Source organism: Clostridiaceae bacterium HFYG-1003 (assembly GCA_024579835.1).
Classification (GTDB): Bacteria; Bacillota; Clostridia; order Clostridiales; family Clostridiaceae; genus JG1575.
In genome coordinates this window covers 1,670,473-1,689,972 of sequence record CP102060.1, presented here as the reverse complement: position 1 = coordinate 1,689,972, position 19,500 = coordinate 1,670,473, and the positions used below count along the sequence as shown (strand labels likewise).

The window sequence follows — 19,500 nt, the reverse complement described above, 5'->3', positions numbered from 1 at the left end:
TATTTAGGTGTCCGCAGATCTGCCTTCGATGGCAGGAACGTCTGTGGGACAACCGGAAGTGAGGGAATCATTCATGACAGGACAAAAGGTCGTTCTGGCCACCGAGCAGCTTTCGTTCCAAAACTTCTTATCCTATCCTGACCTTGAGGTCTGTGAAGGCGAGTTTATTGCCGTTGCCGGAGCATCCGGAGCTGGAAAATCGACATTGTTTAAATTAATGAACTATACGCAGACACCCACCCAAGGGACGATCTACTATCGGGGGATGCCAACGCATGAAATGGATACGGTTGAGTTAAGACGGAAGATTCTACTGGTCAGCCAGTCGACGTTTCTGTTTGACGGAACCATCTCAGAAAATTTTGACCGGTTTTACGAGTTTCGTCAGAAGTCTCATTTAACCGAAGCGGAAAAGAAGCAGTTTTTGCAGCTGGCGCAGGTACCCTTTGGTCTTGATGAGATATGCCAGACAATGTCAGGCGGGGAGCGCCAGCGTGTCTACATCGCGATCTGCCTGTCGTTTCAACCGGACATCCTGCTGCTGGATGAACCGACATCGGCGTTGGATCAGACAACTGGCAGCAGACTGTTTCATGCCATCAGGGACTACGCGCAACATCAGGGGATGACGGTTCTTGTCATCAGCCACGATCGGTCTCTGCTGGATGGGGTTGCGGATCGTACCATTCTGATCGAGCGGAGGAATTGATATGAAAGGAATCGTCGTCATGCAGATCTGGCAGTTTGCATTAATTTATCTGCTGTTGCTGGTTGTGCTGTTTGTGATGAAAAAAAGTCGGATTGATCAGACCAGGCTGCTGGTTATAGCCAGCATTCGAATGACAGTTCAGTTGATCCTGGCCGGTCTGATTCTGACTTATATTATTCAGAACCCGCATCCTTTGTTTACTGTGGCGTATTTTCTTCTGATGACTGGGTTCGCTATTCTGCGGATTCTGCGCAAGAACAAGGGGCTGAACCGCGGCTTTCAAATCGCAATTGCCGGATCGCTCTTTTTTTCGGGACTGTTTGTCGTGGTCTTCTTTATTGCCCTGGTGGTGGGGGAGTCTGTCTTTAATCCGCAATATATGATTCCAGTCAGCGGGATGGTCGTGGGGAATGCAATGACCGGAACCACATTGGGGGTGAAAACCTTCCGGGAGAGCTTCTCGGGTCAGCGCAACCGGATTGAAGCCTTGCTCAACATCGGAGCACGGCCGGATCAGATTCTTCTGCCTTTTGCCAATCAGGCCATTGAGACGGCTCTCCTGCCGACTCTTAACTCGATGCTTGGCATGGGGATTATCGCCCTGCCGGGAATGATGACCGGGCAAATCCTGTCCGGCACTCTCCCAACCACGGCAATTCTCTATCAGATCGCCATTATGATTGCGATTACGACAGTGGTGTGTCTGTCCGTGTTCGGCTCACTTTATTTTGGGTATCGTTCGATCTACAATGACAAAAATCAGATTCTGCTGGAGTCGGATCCGGCAGCTTAGCAGTTGATACCGGCTGATCCGTGCCTGATTCACGGTTCATTCGGAGTTCCGTTACTGAACGTCCATCAACTTATGGTAAACTGGTCTCATCAGGAATCGATCTTCATAATTAAATCACAGGAAGGGAAATCGATATGAGCATTTGGGATAAATTGAAAAAGAAGCCAACAGTGCCTGCTAGTACGGAGTATCACCGGGAAAAAGGCCGATATGAGAAACCTGAAAATGAGAAATCGCCTGTCGATCACTCAGATGCCTTGAATCAGGTGAATGATGACGCTCTGAAACAGCTGTATGAGGATCAGGCCGTAAAAGCTCGTCTGAAGGAAGAACTGGCAGCCTGCGAAGACAACGAGAAGAAGACCTTTGGTCAGATGCTGGGCAAGGGTGCCGCCACCCTGGGGGAATCACTGAAGAAAGTGTCAACCGGACAGGATCTCCTGGATGAGAACCCGCAGCGGAAGGATTCTCCAAACCAGGACTAGGAGAAAAGGCAGGGACACTCACTCCGGATCCATGCATCCATTCAGTCGAAAAAACCGATCTGACTCAGATCGGTTTTTTCGTGTGGAAACCTGCAGTAATCATCTTACGGATGCCAGGGATTGATTTTTCATCTCGGAAGCGGTTCGGTTCGGGCGATCCATCAGAGGATGCCTGAACTAAAAATCATGGCGTCAACCAGTATGATTACAGCCATACTGGTTACAGTCAGTCTGTTTACTGTCAATCGATTGAAGACAGTCGGTTTAAAGCAGACTGTTCATAGCAGTTGCCAAATGGAATATCAGGATGATGAATAAAGCGGTGTGCCGGTCGGTGGTTTGTGGATCAGGTCATCATCTCATAAATCATCTTGACGAATACAGCAAAACTCATGATGAGGAAGATCGGTTTGACGAAGGAGGCACCTTTTCGGATGGCTACTTTGGTTCCAATCACGGACCCCATCAGGGAGAAGATGCCAGCCATAAGACCGAAGCTGTAGTTGATTTTGCCAGCCAAGGCAAAGACGATGAGGGAGGTAATGTTGCTGATGAAATTGAGAATTTTAGTATTGCCTCCGGCCAGGACAAAGTCCATCCCGAAAAATTTGATGAAGATGAAGAGCAGGAAGGATCCGGTACCGGGGCCAAAGAATCCGTCATAAAAGCCAATGACAAACCCAAAGAACATGCCCATGGCGATCTGAGTTTTGGATTTGAGTTGGAACGTATTGATCAGGCCGAGATCTTTCTTAAAGTAGGTATAGATGCCAACGACCAGGATCATCACCGAAATCAGCGGGTACAGGAAATCCTGATTGATCAGCAGAACTGAATTCACGCCCAGGATCGCACCAAGAAGGGTGCAGGGGATGATGTATTTGACCAGGGGAAAGTGGATCTTGCCTTGCCGGAAAAATTCGATGGTGGAGGAAAAAGAGCCAAAGGTGGCCGAAAGCTTGTTGGTGCCCAGTGCGAAGTGGGGCGGGAATCCGCCCAGTACGTAGGCTGGCACGGTGATCAGCCCGCCGCCTCCCGCAATGGCGTCAACAAAAGCTCCGATAAAAGCGGCGGCGCATATAAAAACGAATGAAATAAGACTGCCGTATTCCATATGAATAATCTCCTTAAGTCCATTAAAATCAGCACTTTTTCCATTTTATCATTCTTTTGTCCGGTCGAGACAGGGTACAGTCAATTTTCCTGTACTCTCCAGCGCAAATCAGAGGAGCATTTCAGATTGTTCCCCTATGTTATAATGGATTTCAGACACGAAAGGGAACTGAATCCATCAAGCCAAAGGAGTACCGATATGAGACGTGTTGTCATCCAGATTTTCAGCATTTATTTTTCTGTGTTTTACGGGATCTTCGGAATATACATGAGGGAGTACCCGATCGCGATTTTTTTGATTATGAGTGCCATCCTGAACTTCATAGTGGCGATCAAAATCAGTATGTTTAAATCCCGGACGAATATGTTCTATAACAGTCTGTTTATGTATCTATCGTTCCTTATAAACTACTTCATGATCCAAAACTTTTTATTGATCAATTCGGATCTGATGAGCAATTATATTTATCGTACGCTGCCTGACTTGTTGAAATACAGCTTCCTCCTGGTAAACCTGGTGGTAGTGATCATAGCTCTGATTGAATTCACCAATTCGAAAGTTATGTATTAGGACAGGCGTTCAAATGAAATTTACCGAAAGGCGGAGCTAACAAGTCCATGGAAAAAAGAAGACGAAACCGACCAGAATATGAGATGGAGATCATAGATACCACCTATCCGGGCATTGGCGTGGGGTATGTGGAAGGTCAGGAGATGCATGCCAAGCATATGTTTCCAGGTCAGGTCATTCTGGGGCGGCATCTGAAAAACAAGCAGGGCATCGGTCAGATGATGGTTCTGGATAAAGTAAAGGCAGCACCATGGGAAGTTGAGCCCAAGTGCGTTCATTACTTAAAATGCGGCGGTTGCATGAGCCAGGAAGTCCCGTATGACCTTCAGATTCGCTGGAAGGAAAAAGAAGTCCTTGAGATGATGGAAGCCGGCGGCTTGATCCCGGTTCGATATCACGGTATACACTCCAGCCCGGAGCAGTATCATTATCGAAACAAAATGGAGTACACCTTCGGGGATGAAACCAAGGGTGCACCCCTTAGTCTTGGACTTCATTACCTGAGTCGCAAGAACTCAATTATTACGGTGGATCAGTGCCAACTGGTATCGGAAGATTTCAATCGCCTGCTGCGTGCTACGCTGGATCACTTCAGTGCAACTGGAATACCCTACTACTGGCCGATGAGCCATCAGGGAACCCTGCGCAATCTGATCATCCGGGAAGGCAAGCGAACCGGAGAGTTAATGGCAATTCTCGTGACCGCCACCGACCCAGAACTCGATCCCCTGGCTTGGGCCAACGAACTGCTTAAGACAGACTTGTCTGGCAAGCTGACCTCGATCTGGCACATGACCAATGATTCACTTCAGGATGCCGTAGTGGCAGACCGGCTGGATCTGTTGTATGGGGAGCCCTATATTCATGAGATTGTCTGTGGACTGAATTTCAGAATCTCCCCGCAAAGCTTCTTCCAAACCAACACAGAAGCGGCCGAGCGTATGTACCGGCAGGTTCTGGAGTTTGCCGGAGATCTTGCAGTGAAAGATGTGTTCGACCTGTACTGCGGGACCGGTACCATCGGCAACATCCTGGCTCCTTACGCCAAACACGTGACAGGAGTCGAAATTATTGAAGAGGCCGTTCAGATGGCACAGGAGAACGCCAAAATCAACGGAAATGATAATGCCACATTCCTCGCCGGTGATGTGAAAGACGTCATAGCCACACTAACCAAAGCCCCCGATTTGATCGTGGTAGATCCCCCCAGAGGCGGAATCCACCCCAAAGCACTCCAGTACCTCCTGGAGTTCAAGGCAGAACAGATCATCTATGTCTCCTGCAATCCCAAAACAATGGTTCAGGATGTCATGAAGATGACCGACTACGCAATCCATGATCTGGTTCTGATGGATAACTATCCCAATACGAACCACGTTGAGACGGTGGTATTGATGTCAAGGGTCGATAAGTAAGGGTGCAATAAGATAAGTAAATAAAGGCTTTCCGTGATTTGAGGTCTGGTTCTAAGCTGGAAGGATAATCATGGTTTTTTGCTTTGAGGGAAGTTATCTAAGATTGTTGAACTTAAAAAGTCATCAGCAAATACCGCAGATGACTAAGTGAGTTGATAAGATAGTTGGCGAAATAATAGTGAGTTGACAAGATAGCTAGTATGTTCAGAGGATTATCAAGTTAAAAAGGGTGTTAAAAGTAATTACTTTATAAGTGCATAAACAGGTTGAAATAGCAATGTCTATATGTTATTATAAAAAGAAAAGGTGGATTTAGGTATGGATAAGGAAGATAAAGCCCAAAAACAACCAATGGAGTTTTATAACATGTCAGATTTTCTTAGAGGACAATCCTCTAAATTAATCACAGGTTTATCAGATGAAGATAAAACTGCTTTTGTTTTGAAAAATGGAAAGCCTGTAGCAGTGCTTATTTCTCACGAGAGATACGAAAGGCTATTAAAAGCAGGAATAGATATAACTGAATACTGAATATAAAACAACTAAGAGATGAGAGAGGTTAAATGAATGGCCGTGAAAAAATCAGAATTGTATTCCCTATTATGGGAGGCTTGTAATAAATTAAGAGGTGGAGTAGAACCTTCAAGGTATAAAGATTATGTGCTTGTATTGTTATTTTTTAAGTATGTATCAGATCGATACAAAGGGCAACGTTTTGCTGAATTTACAGTAAATGAAGGTGCCTCATTTGACGACTTGATTGCTGCAAAAGGTAAGCCAGATGTTGGCGAAAGAGTAGACGTAATTCTTCAAAAGTTTCTAGAAGATAATAAGTTAGTAGGTGCGCTTCCTGATGTAAGCTTTAACAATCCAGATGAACTAGGTTCTGGTAAAGAACTCGTTGATAAAGTTTCTGGTCTTATTGCTATTTTCCAGAATCCTGCGATTGACTTTAAAAGTAACAGAGCCAGTGGCGATGACATCATTGGAGATGCATATGAATACTTTATGATGAAATTCGCTCAAGAGTCTGGTAAGAGTAAGGGACAGTTTTATACACCTAGTGAGGTATCACGTATTATAGCTAGACTTATTGGCATTGGCGATATTAAACAAGAGACAGGAAAGAAATGGACCCTCCATGATCCTGCGGCGGGAAGTGGATCTTTACTTATTCGTGCAGCAGATGAAGCACCAACTGATGATAATGGAGATTCCATAGTTACAATATTTGGACAAGAAAAATATCCTGATACTGCTGGTTTAGCAAAGATGAACTTCATCCTACATAACAAAGGTACAGGTGAAATTAAAAGCGGAAATACATTAGCTAATCCACAATATACTGATGATTTTGGTGGACTTAGAAAATTCGATTTTATTGTCATGAACCCACCATTTTCTGATAAAGACTGGACTGATGGAATTAAACCATCTGAAGACAAATACAAGCGGTTTGATGGTTATGGCATTCCGCCAGAAAAGAATGGAGACTACGCTTGGTTTTTGCATGTTCTAAAAGCATTGGAAAGCAACGGTAAGGCAGGGATTATTCTGCCACACGGTGTACTATCTAGACCTAATGCAGAAGAAATTATTAGAAAAGCGGTTATTGATAAGAAATATATAAAAGGTATTGTTGGATTGCCTACAAACTTGTTTTATGGCACAGGCATTCCTGCCTGTATCATTATTATTGACAAAGAAGAAGCGGATAAACGTGAAGGCATTTTTATGATTGATGCAAGCCGTGGATTTAAGAAAGACGGAAACAAGAACCGCCTTCGTGAACAAGACATTGAGAAAATAGTTCAAACCTTTATTAACAAAGAAGAGATTGAGGGATACTCTAAATTTGTTACCTATAAAAAAATCCTAGAAGAGAATGATGGGAACTTAAATGTGCCTCGCTATATCAAAAAGATTGATGACACATTGCCTCAAAATATATCATCTCATCTTAAGGGAGGTATTCCAGAAGTCGATATTAACTCTTTAGAGAGACTCTGGAAAATATCGCCCCAGTTAAGACAAGAGATATTCACTTGTGTCGATGAAGATCATAAAGTCTATAATCTTGCTATAAAACCAAATGAAATTGAAACAGTCATTTCTGAAGATAAAAATATAAAGGTTGAAAAGGAAACTGAATACGGTTCTCTATTCGAGGCATGGAAAAATAAAGTAAAAGATTTATTACTCAACGTTAATACAGATACAAATCCAAAAGAATTAATTCGAAGCTTGGGCATTGAAATTTTAAGTGATTTTGAATCGGCAAAACTTTTAGACAATTACGATGTGTACGACTTCTTGCTTAATTATTGGAATGAGAAAATGCAAGATGATGTATATGTAATAAAAGCGAGTGGATATGATGCGGGACGCGAGATTGAATATGTATACGCTCAAAAGAAAGCTAAAGATGAAAATGGAGAAGAAATAAAAGTCGATGATACTTCAAAAATGAAGTCTTTTGAAGGTACTTTAATTTCGAGAGACATTATTGAACGGGAGTATTTTGAAACTGAGTTAATGGCTCTTAATGAGCTAATTGAGAAATCTGCATTGCTTGAATCTGAACTGGATGAAATGAGAGAAGAAGAATCAGGTGACGAAGGCTTGCTTATAAATGCATTGAATGAAAAAGGTGACGGTATACCTAAGGCAAATCTGAATAAGCAGATAAAAGAACTTGAAAGAAAAAAGACTTCTGAAGTGATTGATGACATTACAAAACTTATTGAATTATTTGATGCAGGCAGTACTTCAGAGATGGAGAAAATTGTCAAAGTAAATAGTGAGCTGAAGATATATGAACTTAGAAATAAGAACGGTTCTTTCGGAAAGGCTAAGCTTAAAAATGCATTAAAAGAAGCAAATGATAATGCAATAATGCCTGGAACATATATTGAGGAATATAATGCTCTTCTTTCTTACCAAGCTAAGTTAACTGCAAAAGAAGAAGCTGACAAAGCGATTAAAGATGCTCGAAAAGAACTGGATGATTTAGTACTTGCTAAATACGGGGAACTAACGATTGATGAAGTAAAGCATTTACTCTTTGACAAAAAGTGGATGGCAAGACTTGAAAATGATATTACTGATGCTATTGATCAGGTACTGAATAGTCTCGCCTCAAAGGTTGTTTTAATTGCCAAACGCTATGAGCACACTTTAGGAGAGGTTGAAGAAAAGACAGCTCTGTCGAAGGCTAAAGTTAAATCTGCATTAGAAAGGATGGGATACACATGGTAACTCATTCTAAAGATATTATTGAGTATAACGAAATAAAAAATATATATAAGCGTGTTAGAGGAACTCCTATAACTGCAGAAAGAATGAATGAAATAAAATCTGCTACTGGAGCGATAAGAGTTTTTGCCGGAGGAGCAACAGAGATTAGAGCAAATGTATCAGATTTGTCCAATGCAAATATTATTAATGATCCTGTAGTAATTGTTCAATCAAGAGGGTTAATAGACTTTATTTATTGCAATGTCCCTTGTACATTTAAAAATGAGATGTGGGGCTATACGTCATCTGATGTATATGCGGTAAAATTTCTTTTTTATTATCTGAAACATAATGTTGATTATTTCAGAAATGCTGGAGAAGGAAGAAGTTCTTTTTCGCAGATTTCATTAGCTGTTACTGAAGAGTATAAAATCCCGCTTCTTTCTTCTAAAGAACAACAAGCCGTTGCTTCAGTATTATCAGATTTTGACGAGCATATCGACAATCTATCTGAACTAATCGAAAAGAAAAAAGCAATTCGTGAAGGTGCTTTAGAAGATTTGGTTAGTGGGAGAACAAGAGTTGATGGGTTTGATGGTGATTGGACAGAATCAACAGTAGCAAGTTTAACAAGTGCAATTATTACAGGAGGTACTCCATCAACCACGATAGACAAATACTGGGGCGGGGCAATTCCATGGCTTGCTTCTACAGAAATACATCAAAAAATAATTACCAAAGCAACCAGAAATATTACAGAAATTGGTTTGAATAATTCATCAGCTAAAATAGCACCAAAAGATTCGGTATTAATCGCACTGGCAGGACAAGGAAAGACTAGGGGGACAGCAGCGTTTCTAGCTTACCCAATGGCATTAAACCAATCCTTAGCTGCATTAGTCCCATCAGATAAAACGGATCCCAAGTTCTTATACTACTTATTTGAAAATATGTATGTTGATTTAAGAGAGCATTCATCAGGTGATGGTGGACGTGGTGGATTAAATAAGACGCTAATAAAAAATATAAATATACGACTTCCGAGGGAAATAAAAGAACAACATGCAATTGCCGAAGTTCTGACAGCAATGGACGAAGAAATAGAATCTCTCGAAATAGAAAAAGAAAAAATGATGCAAATTAAAGAAGGTGCAATGGACGACCTCTTAACAGGCCGTGTGCGTCTTAAAGTATGAGGAGGTAAAGGCTATGTCTGTTGATTTAGAAAGAAAATTGCAAAACAAGGTCCTTCACTGGTTAATAGATAAAGAGGAAGACGGTGGTCTTGGTTATACGTATCTCGGAAATCTAGAGGATCAGAATAACAAACCTATCAGAGAAGATTTGCTGAATAAGAATCTTGAAAAACGAGGTTATACGAAAGACCAGATTTCCAAAGCTGTAACTGAGCTTGTTTCAAAAGCAAGTAATCAAGTAGATAGTCTTTACCAAATCAATAAAGAAGTCTATTCCCTACTCCGCTATGGCAAGCAAGGTGTTAAAGATGAAAATAAGAATCGTCAAACAGTCCATTTTATCGACTGGAACAATGTCGAGAACAATGATTTTTATGCTGCCGAAGAAGTAAGTGTTCTTTGCTTTAATCAAATAGAAAGAAAACGCCCTGATGTTGTGCTGTATATAAACGGCATTGCTCTTGGCATATTTGAGTTAAAGCGTTCATGTGTGAGTATTGGTGAGGGAATTCGTCAGAATCTCACAAACCAAAAAAAAGAGTATATTCAGAACTTCTTTAGTACTACGCAGTTTCTCTTTGCTGGTAACGAAGCTGAAGGGCTGAAGTATGGAACAATCGAAACTCCTGAAAAGTATTATTTAAACTGGAAAGAAGATATTAAAGCTAGTGATGAACTTTCAACGACTGTTAAAGGTATTCAATCTAGAGAACGAAATAAACTAAGAGATGGTGTAATTTCTCTTTGTCATAAAGAGAGGTTTCTTTCACTGATCCACGACTTTATTATTTTTGATGCAGGAGTGAAGAAAGTTGCAAGGCATAATCAGTATTTTGCTAATATTGCAGCTAGGAAAAAGATTCTCGCAGGCGAAGGTGGCATAATCTGGAACACACAAGGTTCAGGTAAATCCTTAATTATGGTTTGGCTTACAAAGTGGATTATTGAGAACGTAGCAGATAGCCGAGTGGTAATCATCACCGACCGAGATGAGCTTGATGACCAAATTGAAAGCCTGTTTATTGATGTAAATGAAAAAGTACGAAGAACAAAAAGCAGTGCTGATTTAAGAGAGATTCTGAATAAAAATGATGATTCTATTATCTGCTCTTTGATTCATAAATACGGACATAATGCAGGTAAACAATCTGACGTGGATCAATATCGTAAAGAACTGATAAAAGACCTCCCTGCTGACTTTAAAGCAAAAGGGAATATTATAGCTTTTATTGACGAGTGCCATCGTACTAACTCGGGAAAATTGCACGAGGCTGTTAAAGTACTGATGCCTGAAGCGTTACTTATTGGTTTTACAGGTACTCCACTGCTTAAAAAAGATAAAGCGACCAGTCTTGAGACTTTTGGACCTTACATCCATACTTATAAATTTGATGAAGGTGTTCAAGATGGTGTTGTTCTTGATTTACGTTATGAAGCAAGAGATGTTGACCAAGACTTATCTAGTAAAGACAAGGTCGATTTATGGTTTGATAATAAAACTTTAGGTCTTACAGATAGAGCAAAAATACAGCTGAAACAAAGTTGGACATCAATCAACAAATTATATAGTTCAAAACAAAGACTTGAGAAAATAGCTAGCGATATCATTTTCGACATGAATTTAAAACCTCGTCTGAAAAATGAGCGTGGTACAGCCATGCTTGTGGCAAATAGTATATACGAGGCTTGCAGATACTGGGATATTTTCACGAGCAACGGCTTTAACAAGTGTGCGATTGTTACTTCATTTGAGCCTTCAACAGCAAGTGTAAGAACTGCAACGAGTGATTTGAGCCAAGAGGGCGAAGAAGAATATAAGAAATCTATTTATGAGCGTATGCTTAAGGGCAAAAAATTGTCTGAATTTGAGAAAGAAGTAAAAGAACAGTTTAAAAAAGAACCAGCTAAAATGAAACTTCTTATCGTTGTAGACAAGCTATTAACAGGTTTTGATGCTCCCACAGCGACATATTTATATATTGATAAATCTATGAGGGATCATGACCTTTTCCAGGCAATCTGCCGAGTTAATAGACCAGATGGCGAGGATAAGGACTATGGTTACATCGTAGATTACATGGACTTGTTTCGCAATGTGCAGCTTGCAGTTGCAGATTATACTACGGAAGCTTTCGATAGTTTTGATAAGGAAGACGTTGAGGGGCTTATCAAGAATCGTTATGACGAAGCTAAATCTGAGATGGTGGGAGCAATTGCATCGCTGAAGGATTTATTAGAAAATGTAAATGATCCTAAGGAAGATACGGATTATATTGACTATTTTTGTGGTGAGAACAGCGAAGATGATGAAAACACTGGGCGCAGAGATATTTTGTATACTCTTACCGCCTCTCTAACACGCTCTTTTGCTAACTGCAGTGATAAACTTGTGAGCGATTATGGTTATTCAGAGAATCAAGTTGTCAAACTAAGAAGTAATATTTCAGGTTATAACAAAATAAAAGAAATGGTTAAACTAGCAAGCTGTGATTATATCGATTTAAAACCATATGAGGCTGATATGCGCTATATCCTTGATACTTACATACGTGCAGAAGACTCTACGGTTGTAAGTGAACTTGGCAATATGTCATTGGTTGAATTGTTACTCGAAAACACTTCAACAACACCAATAGAGGCTCTGGTACAAGGTCTTCCAGGTAATGAAAATGCTAAAGCAGAGATCATAGAAAATAACTTGCAGCATGAAATTGTAAAGAAGATGTCATCTAACCAAGTTTATTATGGAAAGTTATCAGAAATGCTCCAAGTGCTAATCGACCAGAGGCGAATAGAAGCTATGAGTTACGAGGAGTATTTACGGCAAGTTGTTGAGTTGGCACAAGCGATTTTGCATCCTGAAGATAGCTTGGATTATCCTGATACCGTTAAGACTAGTGAAGCTAGAAGGGCTTACTTTGATTACTTTAATAAAGACGAGACTTTAGCAGTAAATATTGATAGTGCTGTCCATAGTGCATTACGTCCTGATTGGAAAAGGAATTTTCAGAAACAACAAAACATAAGGCTTGCTATATATGAAAATTTATTGGTATATGGTTATGACGAAGATGAAGCAACGCAAGAAACTGCTACGGTCTTCGAAATAGCTGAAAGGCAGGCAGAATACGATGTGTAATGAAGAAATAATTGGCGGGTTGCCAATAGAAATTATAAAAAAGAAAAATCTTAAAAATCTATATATCAGGGTGAATCCACCAGAAGGTAGTGTAACAGTTAGTACTCCTAGTGATTATCCTGATGAAGAAATAAGGCTCTTTGTATTAAAGAAAATGCCAGAAATCACTAAGGTAAGAGACAGGATGCTATCACAGGCACGTCAAACAGAGAGAGAATATGTTTCAGGAGAATCCCATTACCTGTGGGGTAAGCCATATCGGCTACAAGTTATCTATGAAGGAAACAAATACGAAATTTCAAAACTACCAAACAAGATAATATTGACTGCTCCCGAAAGATCAACTAAAGAATCAAGGGAGAGGGCATTTAATGAATGGTACAGAGAGGAACTTAAACGAGTGTTAGACGGAGTTGTTTCGAGGTGTGAAACAAAAACAAACCTCCATGCTAATGAGTACAAAATTAAGAATATGAAAACTAAGTGGGGTACATGCAATATTGATAAAAAAAGAATATGGATTAATCTACAGCTAGCCAAGAAGCCAATAGAATGTCTTGAATATGTTGTTATCCATGAACTGGTACACCTGTTAGAAAAGAATCACACCCATAGATTCAATTCGCTTGTGGAGGAGTTCTACCCTACCTGGAAAGAGGCAAAAAAGTTATTGTCAGAGTTGCCTTTAGATCATATTGAAAAAGGAGAACAGGTAGATTATGAAGAGGAAGATAACTCCAAGTGATATATTCGATGTCAATAAAAAATCAGGTGCTCTGATTCTTGGAAAGAATCGCCTTGATGACTATGCTACAAAATTTCTGACTAAATACTGCAAACAGGCATTGGTTGAACCGATGCCTCTTCCAGTTGATGACATTCTTAAGGATATGGGGCTTACTGTTCAAGAGGCTCATTTATCAAGCGATCTAGATATTTTTGGATGTTGTTTACTTCTGGATGCAGATGTGGATATTTATGATAGGGAAACAGGTAAATATTTATCAACTTCCTTCAGTGCTGGAACAGTATTAATTGACCCCTTGTCTGAGGCTGTATATGGTGAAGGTTCGAAAAGAAATACGCTCATTCATGAAGCACTCCACTGGGAAAAAGATAAAACTTATTTTCAAATTCTTAAGGTTAAAAATAAGAACGAATCTGAAAAACTATATCCAATTTTATGCCGACAATCGGAGACTTTCTTTACTCCACCTGAAGGAAAGAAGACAAAGGAAAATGAAGTTCGATGGTTGGAATGGCAAGCACATAGATTAGCACCTAGAGTTCTGATGCCCAAGAACAGCTTCAAAAAGAAAGCATTAGAGTTTATTGAGCAGTATAAAGCATCTGGTGAAAATACGATATACTCTTGTGATGCCTTGATTGAGGATTTAAGTAGCTTTTTTATAACGTCAAGACTATCAGTAAAATATAGATTGATTGAAGTTGGTTTAGAGGATACCATATCTGATTTCTCTGATTACAATGATGTCTATGAAGAAATCCACAGTAATAAAGACTTTGTTAAGTTAACCCCAGTAGAAGCAATACAAATAATTAACTCTGATACAACACTGAAAAATTGGATAAAAGAGCGGCATTTTGTATACGCTGAGGGATATTTTGTACTTGCTAATAACCAATATGTTGTACAAGAAGATGGGGTTCTCCATCTAACACCAAAGGCAAAGCAAAATCTCTCTAGATGTGCCATCAATATTCGAGAACAAAGATATGTGGCATATAACAATACAGAAAAAGACTTCATTGGTTATGCAATCCTAAATAAGGTAGAAGGAATTGATAATAGACTTCTTACATTTCATCCTAAATTTCAATCTGATCTAATAAATGAACCAGAAGAAGTATATCAAGCATTTTCTAAACAATTGGCTTGCTATGATGTAGATGAAGAAATTGAACTTATGAAATTACTTGGCGACCCTACCAAAACATTATGTGATTGCATATGGTTTTTGATGGAAAATAGAAAATGGATTTATCCTGAGAAATTCAATGAAGAGACAGGACTCCATAAAAACTATCATGGCAAAATTAAGAATAATAAGTACGAAGATATGGGAACAAATGTTTTGATGGCAATCTGTGTAGGTATGCGCTTAAGTTCTCGTATTACTCAAAAACTATTTGAACGCTCGAAGAACAAACTGAATTATTACGAGGATCCCGACATGACTTATATACATATATTAGATGTTATGCCCGGACTATCGCTTGATAATTTTAACAGCATTTTAGAACAGAGCGGTATTCCAGAATTAGGTAGTAAAATAAAAGAATAAAAAAGTTGATAACTCAGTGAGTTGGTTTAGGACCCCGAAAGGGGTTCTTTTTTTATGCCCAAATTTAGAAAAGGCTGATAAATAGGCAAATTTGGACCAACTCAACGAGTTGGTCGTGAAATTTTGAAACCTATTATATTTATAAATGTAAGGTACAAGCTTTACAAAAATTAAATGCGTCTAAAGCTGGCCAGCAGAAGACGGCGGATTCATAAATGATTCTAAGATAGCCAATAACAGGTTATTAGAAAATTTGTGTTCCTCCGTTTTATTTCCTATACGTAATTTTAGGAAGTAATTCTGTTGGTCATTTTTTTCAAAGAATCATTAGTCTCCGCCGCCTTCCAAGACGGGATAGGAGAATCTAATGAGATTATCAGTAAGATACGACAACAAATTTCAGATTATCGAACTTAATGAAAAAGAAACTGAGGAAATGTGGATTAGTTTATCGCTCGAAGGTGATGAGCTTCCAAACTCTGACAAAGAACGGTTAATTCAAGATGCCTTCAATGAAAAATTTAATAAGCCCGAATACAATAACTGGCACAAATTTGATAGGTACAAGGGATATTCAATAGCAAAACCAAATGCAGATGGTCAGGAGTGTGATACTTCAGAACCTCTAATGAAAGAAGTAGTCGATGATAGAGTTTTTAGAAAAGATGAGATAGAACGGAGTTTCCAAGATGAGTACGAATCTGTCTGCCAATGGATACGCACCACTCTTGGTAAAAAGCAGGATTGGGCAGATATGTTCATTGCAGTACGCATTGACGGTATGTCTATCCGTGAGTATGCGAGTTCCATCGGTGTTAGCGAAAACAACATTACTCAGAAATTAAAGCGAGCTACACAAAAATTAAGAAAAGAAATTGACAACCGTCAGATTTGACCTTCTCCCAAGGCTACTAGGTAGGAGGTCAAGACCTCCAATTAAAAATACAAGGAGGTAATTCGAATGGAATTACAAGTTTACAAAAATGCAGAGTTTGGCTCTGTACGCACTACATTGATTGGCGGGCAACCTTATTTCGTAGGTAAGGATGTAGCTGATATTCTCGGTTATGCAAATACTCGCAAAGCATTAATTGACCATGTTGACGAAGAGGACAAGGATGGCGTAACGATTCGTGACGCCATCGGAAGAAATCAAACGATGACTGCTATCAATGAATCCGGTCTCTATAGCCTCATCCTCTCAAGCATGATGCCAAATGCTAAAAAGTTTAAACGCTGGGTCACCAATGAAGTCCTTCCTGCTATTCGCAAACACGGACTATATGCTACGGATGATTTAATCGCAAATCCTGACCTGGCCATTGCTGCATTTACTGCATTAAAAGAAGAGCGTGAAAAGAACAAGGAGTTGATGGCGGCCGTTGCGATTGGTCAGCAGCAGATTGCTGAGATGAAACCCAAGGCTACTTATTATGATGTGGTTCTTAAATGCAGGGATGCGGTAAACATTTCTGTGATTGCCAAAGATTATGGCTGGAGTGCCATGCGTATGAACGAATACCTTCATGAAAAAGGGATTCAGTTTAAGCAAGGTGACATTTGGCTTCTTTATCAAAAGTATGCTCCCAATGGATATACCAAAACCAACACTCATATTTACGAAGATAGCAAAGGTATAAAGCATACGAAAGTGCATACCAAGTGGACGCAAAAAGGAAGACTTTTTATCTACGAACAATTAAAGGTGGATGGTATTTATCCGCAGATTGAGATGGAGGTGTGATATGGGAATCAATATGAACAACGCAGAAGGGTATCATGACCCAACTCCTCATAAAGCACTTAGCAATATCACTCGTGAGGAAAAGGCAGCAGCAAAAGCTGCCTTTAAGCCCCTTGTCTATATTTGCTCTCCTTTTAGTGGCGATATTGAAAACAACAATAAGCGCACACGAGCATTTTGCCGTTTTGCTTTAGATAAGGGCAATATCCCGCTTGCTCCTCACCTTCTATTTCCTCAGTTCATGGATGACAGCAATGAACAGGAACGTGACCTTGCTATTTTCATGGATATTATCCTGATGGGCAAATGCCAAGAGGTCTGGGTGCTAGGTGATGTGATCTCAAGAGGCATGAGTATTGAAATTGAAAAAGCAAAGAAGCGCAGACAGCCGGTTAGATACTTTAATAAAGATTTTGAGGAGGTAGAGTCTCTATGAAGATAGCATACGGTAACAGCCGAATGGATAAGAAATGGAAAAACACAGACATCAGCTGGGAGGACTTTTGCTCCCGGGTTAAGAACACACAGCGTACCACTGAAACCGTAGAAGAATATCGAAAAATGAGAAAAGGTGGTCAAGATTCCATTAAAGATGTCGGAGGTTTTGTTGGCGGTCACTTAAAAGATGGTAGACGTAAAAAAGGGAATGTTCTATCACGCTCCATGCTCACCCTTGATATGGATTATGGCACAAGTACTATATGGGAAGAAATCTCTACCTTCTTCCCATATCAGTGTTGCATCTATTCTACTCATAAACATACTCCAGAAAATCCAAGACTAAGGCTGATTATTCCTCTCTTTCGTGATGTGGGAGAGGAAGAGTATGCTGCTGTTAGTCGCATGGTCGCAAAAGAAATCGGCATCGACCTTTTTGATGATACGACCTATGAGCCGGAACGATTAATGTATTGGCCGTCTACTTCTAGAAACGGCATTTTTGTGTATGAGGAAAAAGATGGTTCTCTCCTTGATCCTGATGTATTTCTAAATAAATACGATGATTGGCGAGACACCAGTACTTGGCCCGTATCCTCTAGGCAGTCAGAAATCCTTGACCGCTCATTAAAAGAACAAGCCGATCCACTTTCTAAAGAAGGTGTCATCGGTACTTTTTGCCGCACCTACTCAGTTAGCCGAGCGATCGATACGTTCTTAAAGGATATATACGAGCCTTCAGCAATGATTGGTCGCTATGATTATATCCCGGCTGATTCTAGTGCCGGTGTCATCCTCTATGATGATAAGTTTGCCTATTCCCACCACGCAACAGATCCTGCAAGTGGGAGACTACTTAATGCTTTTGACCTTGTTCGCATCCACCGATTTGGTCATTTTGATGATCGAGCGACAGAAAGCACGCCACCAAGTAAACTACCATCCTTTATCAATATGTGTGAATTTGCTATCCAAGACGACGAAGTAAAAGCACAGTTTACGAAAGAGCGGATGGAGCAGGCAACGATTGATTTTACGGAGGACAATTGGCAGACAGCACTGGAACTGGATAAGCAAGGAAAGATTAAGGACACCTTGGATAATATCGTTCTCATCATCCGTAACGATTCAGAACTAGAATCCATTGCTTTTAATAAGCACCGTGATGGAATCGATGCTAGAGACGGACTGCCTTGGGAACAGATGAAGGGCGGCTGGAATGATTCAGATAATGCAGCCCTTAAAGTTTATCTATCTAATAAATATGGCATCTACTCCCCAACCAAAACAAAGGACGCAATACTAGCAGTCGCAGCAGAGCGATCCTATCATCCTATAAAAGAATACCTGGATCATCTACCAGAGTGGGATGGAACCGATCGCGTTGAGACCTTACTGATTGATTATTTTAATGCAACAGATAATTCCTATACCAGAGCCGTTACTAGAAAAATGATGGTGGCAGCAGTCGCTAGAATTGTTCATCCTGGCACGAAATTCGACAGCGTTTTAATTCTGAATGGACCACAAGGCATCGGTAAGTCTACCTTCTTTGCAAAGCTTGCAGGCGATTGGTTTTCTGATAGTTTAACCCTCACGGATATGAAAGACAAAGCAGGCCCTGAAAAACTTCAAGGATACTGGATCTTAGAACTGGGCGAACTAGCTGGCATGCGAAAAACCGATGTGGAGGTTGTGAAATCCTTTATTTCAAGATCGGATGATAAATACCGTGCCAGTTATGGGGTGAATGTTGAAAGCCACCCACGTCAATGTATCATTGTCGGCTCTACCAATGCAGAAAGTGGATTTTTGCGAGACATCACGGGTAACCGAAGATTCTGGCCAGTGCGTATTAGTGGTGACGGTAAAAGAAAAGCATGGCAGATGTCCGTATACGATGTAGAGCAGATTTGGGCAGAAACTTTGGTGCTTTATGCCAAAGGTGAAAAGCTCTATTTAGAGGGCAGTGATGTAGAGTTGGCAACGAATGAGCAGGCAGATGCCATGGAAAGTGATGAGCGAGAAGGCCTTGTTCGCAGCTATCTCGATACGCTTTTACCCGATGATTGGAATGCCCTGTCCTTATACGAGCGAAGAAATTACCTAAACGGTAGTGAATTTGGTGGGGAATCCCGTGTTGGCACGGTAGAACGTAGGCTTGTTTGTAATATGGAAATTTGGTGTGAATGCTTTGGAAGGGATGCCTCCGCCATGAAGCCTGCGGACTCCTATGCCATTGCAGGCATTATGAAAAAGATTAATGGGTGGAACAAGTACCAAGGGAACAAGAACGGAACAAGTAATTTTCCCATTTACGGTAGGCAACGTTGTTACGAGAAGAATGAGTAAGG

General features: G+C 40.4%; 15 protein-coding genes. 14 read left to right on the top strand and 1 reads right to left on the bottom strand.

Annotated features, from left to right (window positions below; translation table 11 throughout):
- The first annotated feature begins 73 nt into the window (after nucleotides 1-73).
- The 3 genes from NQU17_07635 (at nucleotide 74) to NQU17_07625 (ending at nucleotide 1,987) form a co-directional block, all read left to right on the top strand.
- On the top strand, nucleotides 74-709 hold the full coding sequence (locus NQU17_07635) for an energy-coupling factor ABC transporter ATP-binding protein (GenBank protein UUM13413.1): 636 nt from the start codon (nucleotides 74-76) through the stop codon (nucleotides 707-709).
- 1 nt (nucleotide 710) lies between these two features.
- Complete coding sequence (locus tag NQU17_07630; GenBank protein UUM13412.1) at nucleotides 711-1,502, top strand: ABC transporter permease; 792 nt, start codon at nucleotides 711-713, stop codon at nucleotides 1,500-1,502.
- Between the two features lie 134 nt (nucleotides 1,503-1,636).
- Complete coding sequence (locus NQU17_07625) at nucleotides 1,637-1,987, top strand: hypothetical protein (protein UUM13411.1); 351 nt, start codon at nucleotides 1,637-1,639, stop codon at nucleotides 1,985-1,987.
- Nucleotides 1,988-2,333: 346 nt separating this feature from the next.
- Here NQU17_07625 and NQU17_07620 read toward each other — a convergent pair whose 3' ends face one another.
- Entirely contained in the window at nucleotides 2,334-3,101 is a 768-nt protein-coding gene (locus NQU17_07620; GenBank protein ID UUM13410.1) for a TSUP family transporter, read from the bottom strand.
- Between the two features lie 617 nt (nucleotides 3,102-3,718).
- On the opposite strand from NQU17_07620, the gene rlmD reads away from it, so the two are divergent.
- The 11 genes from rlmD (at nucleotide 3,719) to NQU17_07565 (ending at nucleotide 19,498) form a co-directional block, all read left to right on the top strand.
- Entirely contained in the window at nucleotides 3,719-5,086 is a 1,368-nt protein-coding gene (rlmD, locus tag NQU17_07615) for a 23S rRNA (uracil(1939)-C(5))-methyltransferase RlmD (protein UUM13409.1), read from the top strand.
- 318 nt (nucleotides 5,087-5,404) lie between these two features.
- The gene (locus NQU17_07610; GenBank protein UUM13408.1) at nucleotides 5,405-5,617 is read left to right on the top strand and encodes a type II toxin-antitoxin system Phd/YefM family antitoxin; all 213 of its coding nucleotides are present in this window, start codon (nucleotides 5,405-5,407) and stop codon (nucleotides 5,615-5,617) included.
- Nucleotides 5,618-5,653: 36 nt separating this feature from the next.
- The gene (locus tag NQU17_07605) at nucleotides 5,654-8,344 is read left to right on the top strand and encodes a type I restriction-modification system subunit M (GenBank protein UUM13407.1); all 2,691 of its coding nucleotides are present in this window, start codon (nucleotides 5,654-5,656) and stop codon (nucleotides 8,342-8,344) included.
- Nucleotides 8,338-9,519 (top strand): restriction endonuclease subunit S, encoded by a 1,182-nt coding sequence (locus NQU17_07600; GenBank protein ID UUM13406.1) that lies wholly within the window; start codon nucleotides 8,338-8,340, stop codon nucleotides 9,517-9,519. The genes NQU17_07605 and NQU17_07600 overlap by 7 nt, the downstream gene beginning before the upstream one ends.
- A gap of 13 nt (nucleotides 9,520-9,532) precedes the next feature.
- Nucleotides 9,533-12,658: an HsdR family type I site-specific deoxyribonuclease gene (locus tag NQU17_07595; protein ID UUM13405.1), complete on the top strand. Its 3,126-nt coding sequence runs from the start codon at nucleotides 9,533-9,535 to the stop codon at nucleotides 12,656-12,658.
- Nucleotides 12,651-13,403 carry a M48 family metallopeptidase gene (locus NQU17_07590; protein ID UUM13404.1) on the top strand — a complete coding sequence of 251 codons (753 nt, stop codon included), beginning with the start codon at nucleotides 12,651-12,653 and terminating at the stop codon, nucleotides 13,401-13,403. Before NQU17_07595 ends, NQU17_07590 begins: the two co-directional genes overlap by 8 nt.
- Nucleotides 13,378-14,964, top strand: coding sequence for a hypothetical protein (locus NQU17_07585; GenBank protein UUM13403.1), 1,587 nt, complete (start codon nucleotides 13,378-13,380; stop codon nucleotides 14,962-14,964). The genes NQU17_07590 and NQU17_07585 overlap by 26 nt, the downstream gene beginning before the upstream one ends.
- A gap of 367 nt (nucleotides 14,965-15,331) precedes the next feature.
- Complete coding sequence (locus NQU17_07580; protein UUM13402.1) at nucleotides 15,332-15,859, top strand: sigma-70 family RNA polymerase sigma factor; 528 nt, start codon at nucleotides 15,332-15,334, stop codon at nucleotides 15,857-15,859.
- 66 nt (nucleotides 15,860-15,925) lie between these two features.
- On the top strand, nucleotides 15,926-16,708 hold the full coding sequence (locus NQU17_07575) for a phage antirepressor (GenBank protein ID UUM13401.1): 783 nt from the start codon (nucleotides 15,926-15,928) through the stop codon (nucleotides 16,706-16,708).
- A gap of 1 nt (nucleotide 16,709) precedes the next feature.
- On the top strand, nucleotides 16,710-17,144 hold the full coding sequence (locus NQU17_07570) for a DUF4406 domain-containing protein (GenBank protein UUM13400.1): 435 nt from the start codon (nucleotides 16,710-16,712) through the stop codon (nucleotides 17,142-17,144).
- Nucleotides 17,141-19,498, top strand: a complete 2,358-nt coding sequence (locus NQU17_07565) for a virulence-associated E family protein (protein UUM13399.1) — start codon at nucleotides 17,141-17,143, stop codon at nucleotides 19,496-19,498. Before NQU17_07570 ends, NQU17_07565 begins: the two co-directional genes overlap by 4 nt.
- Nucleotides 19,499-19,500: the final 2 nt, after the last annotated feature.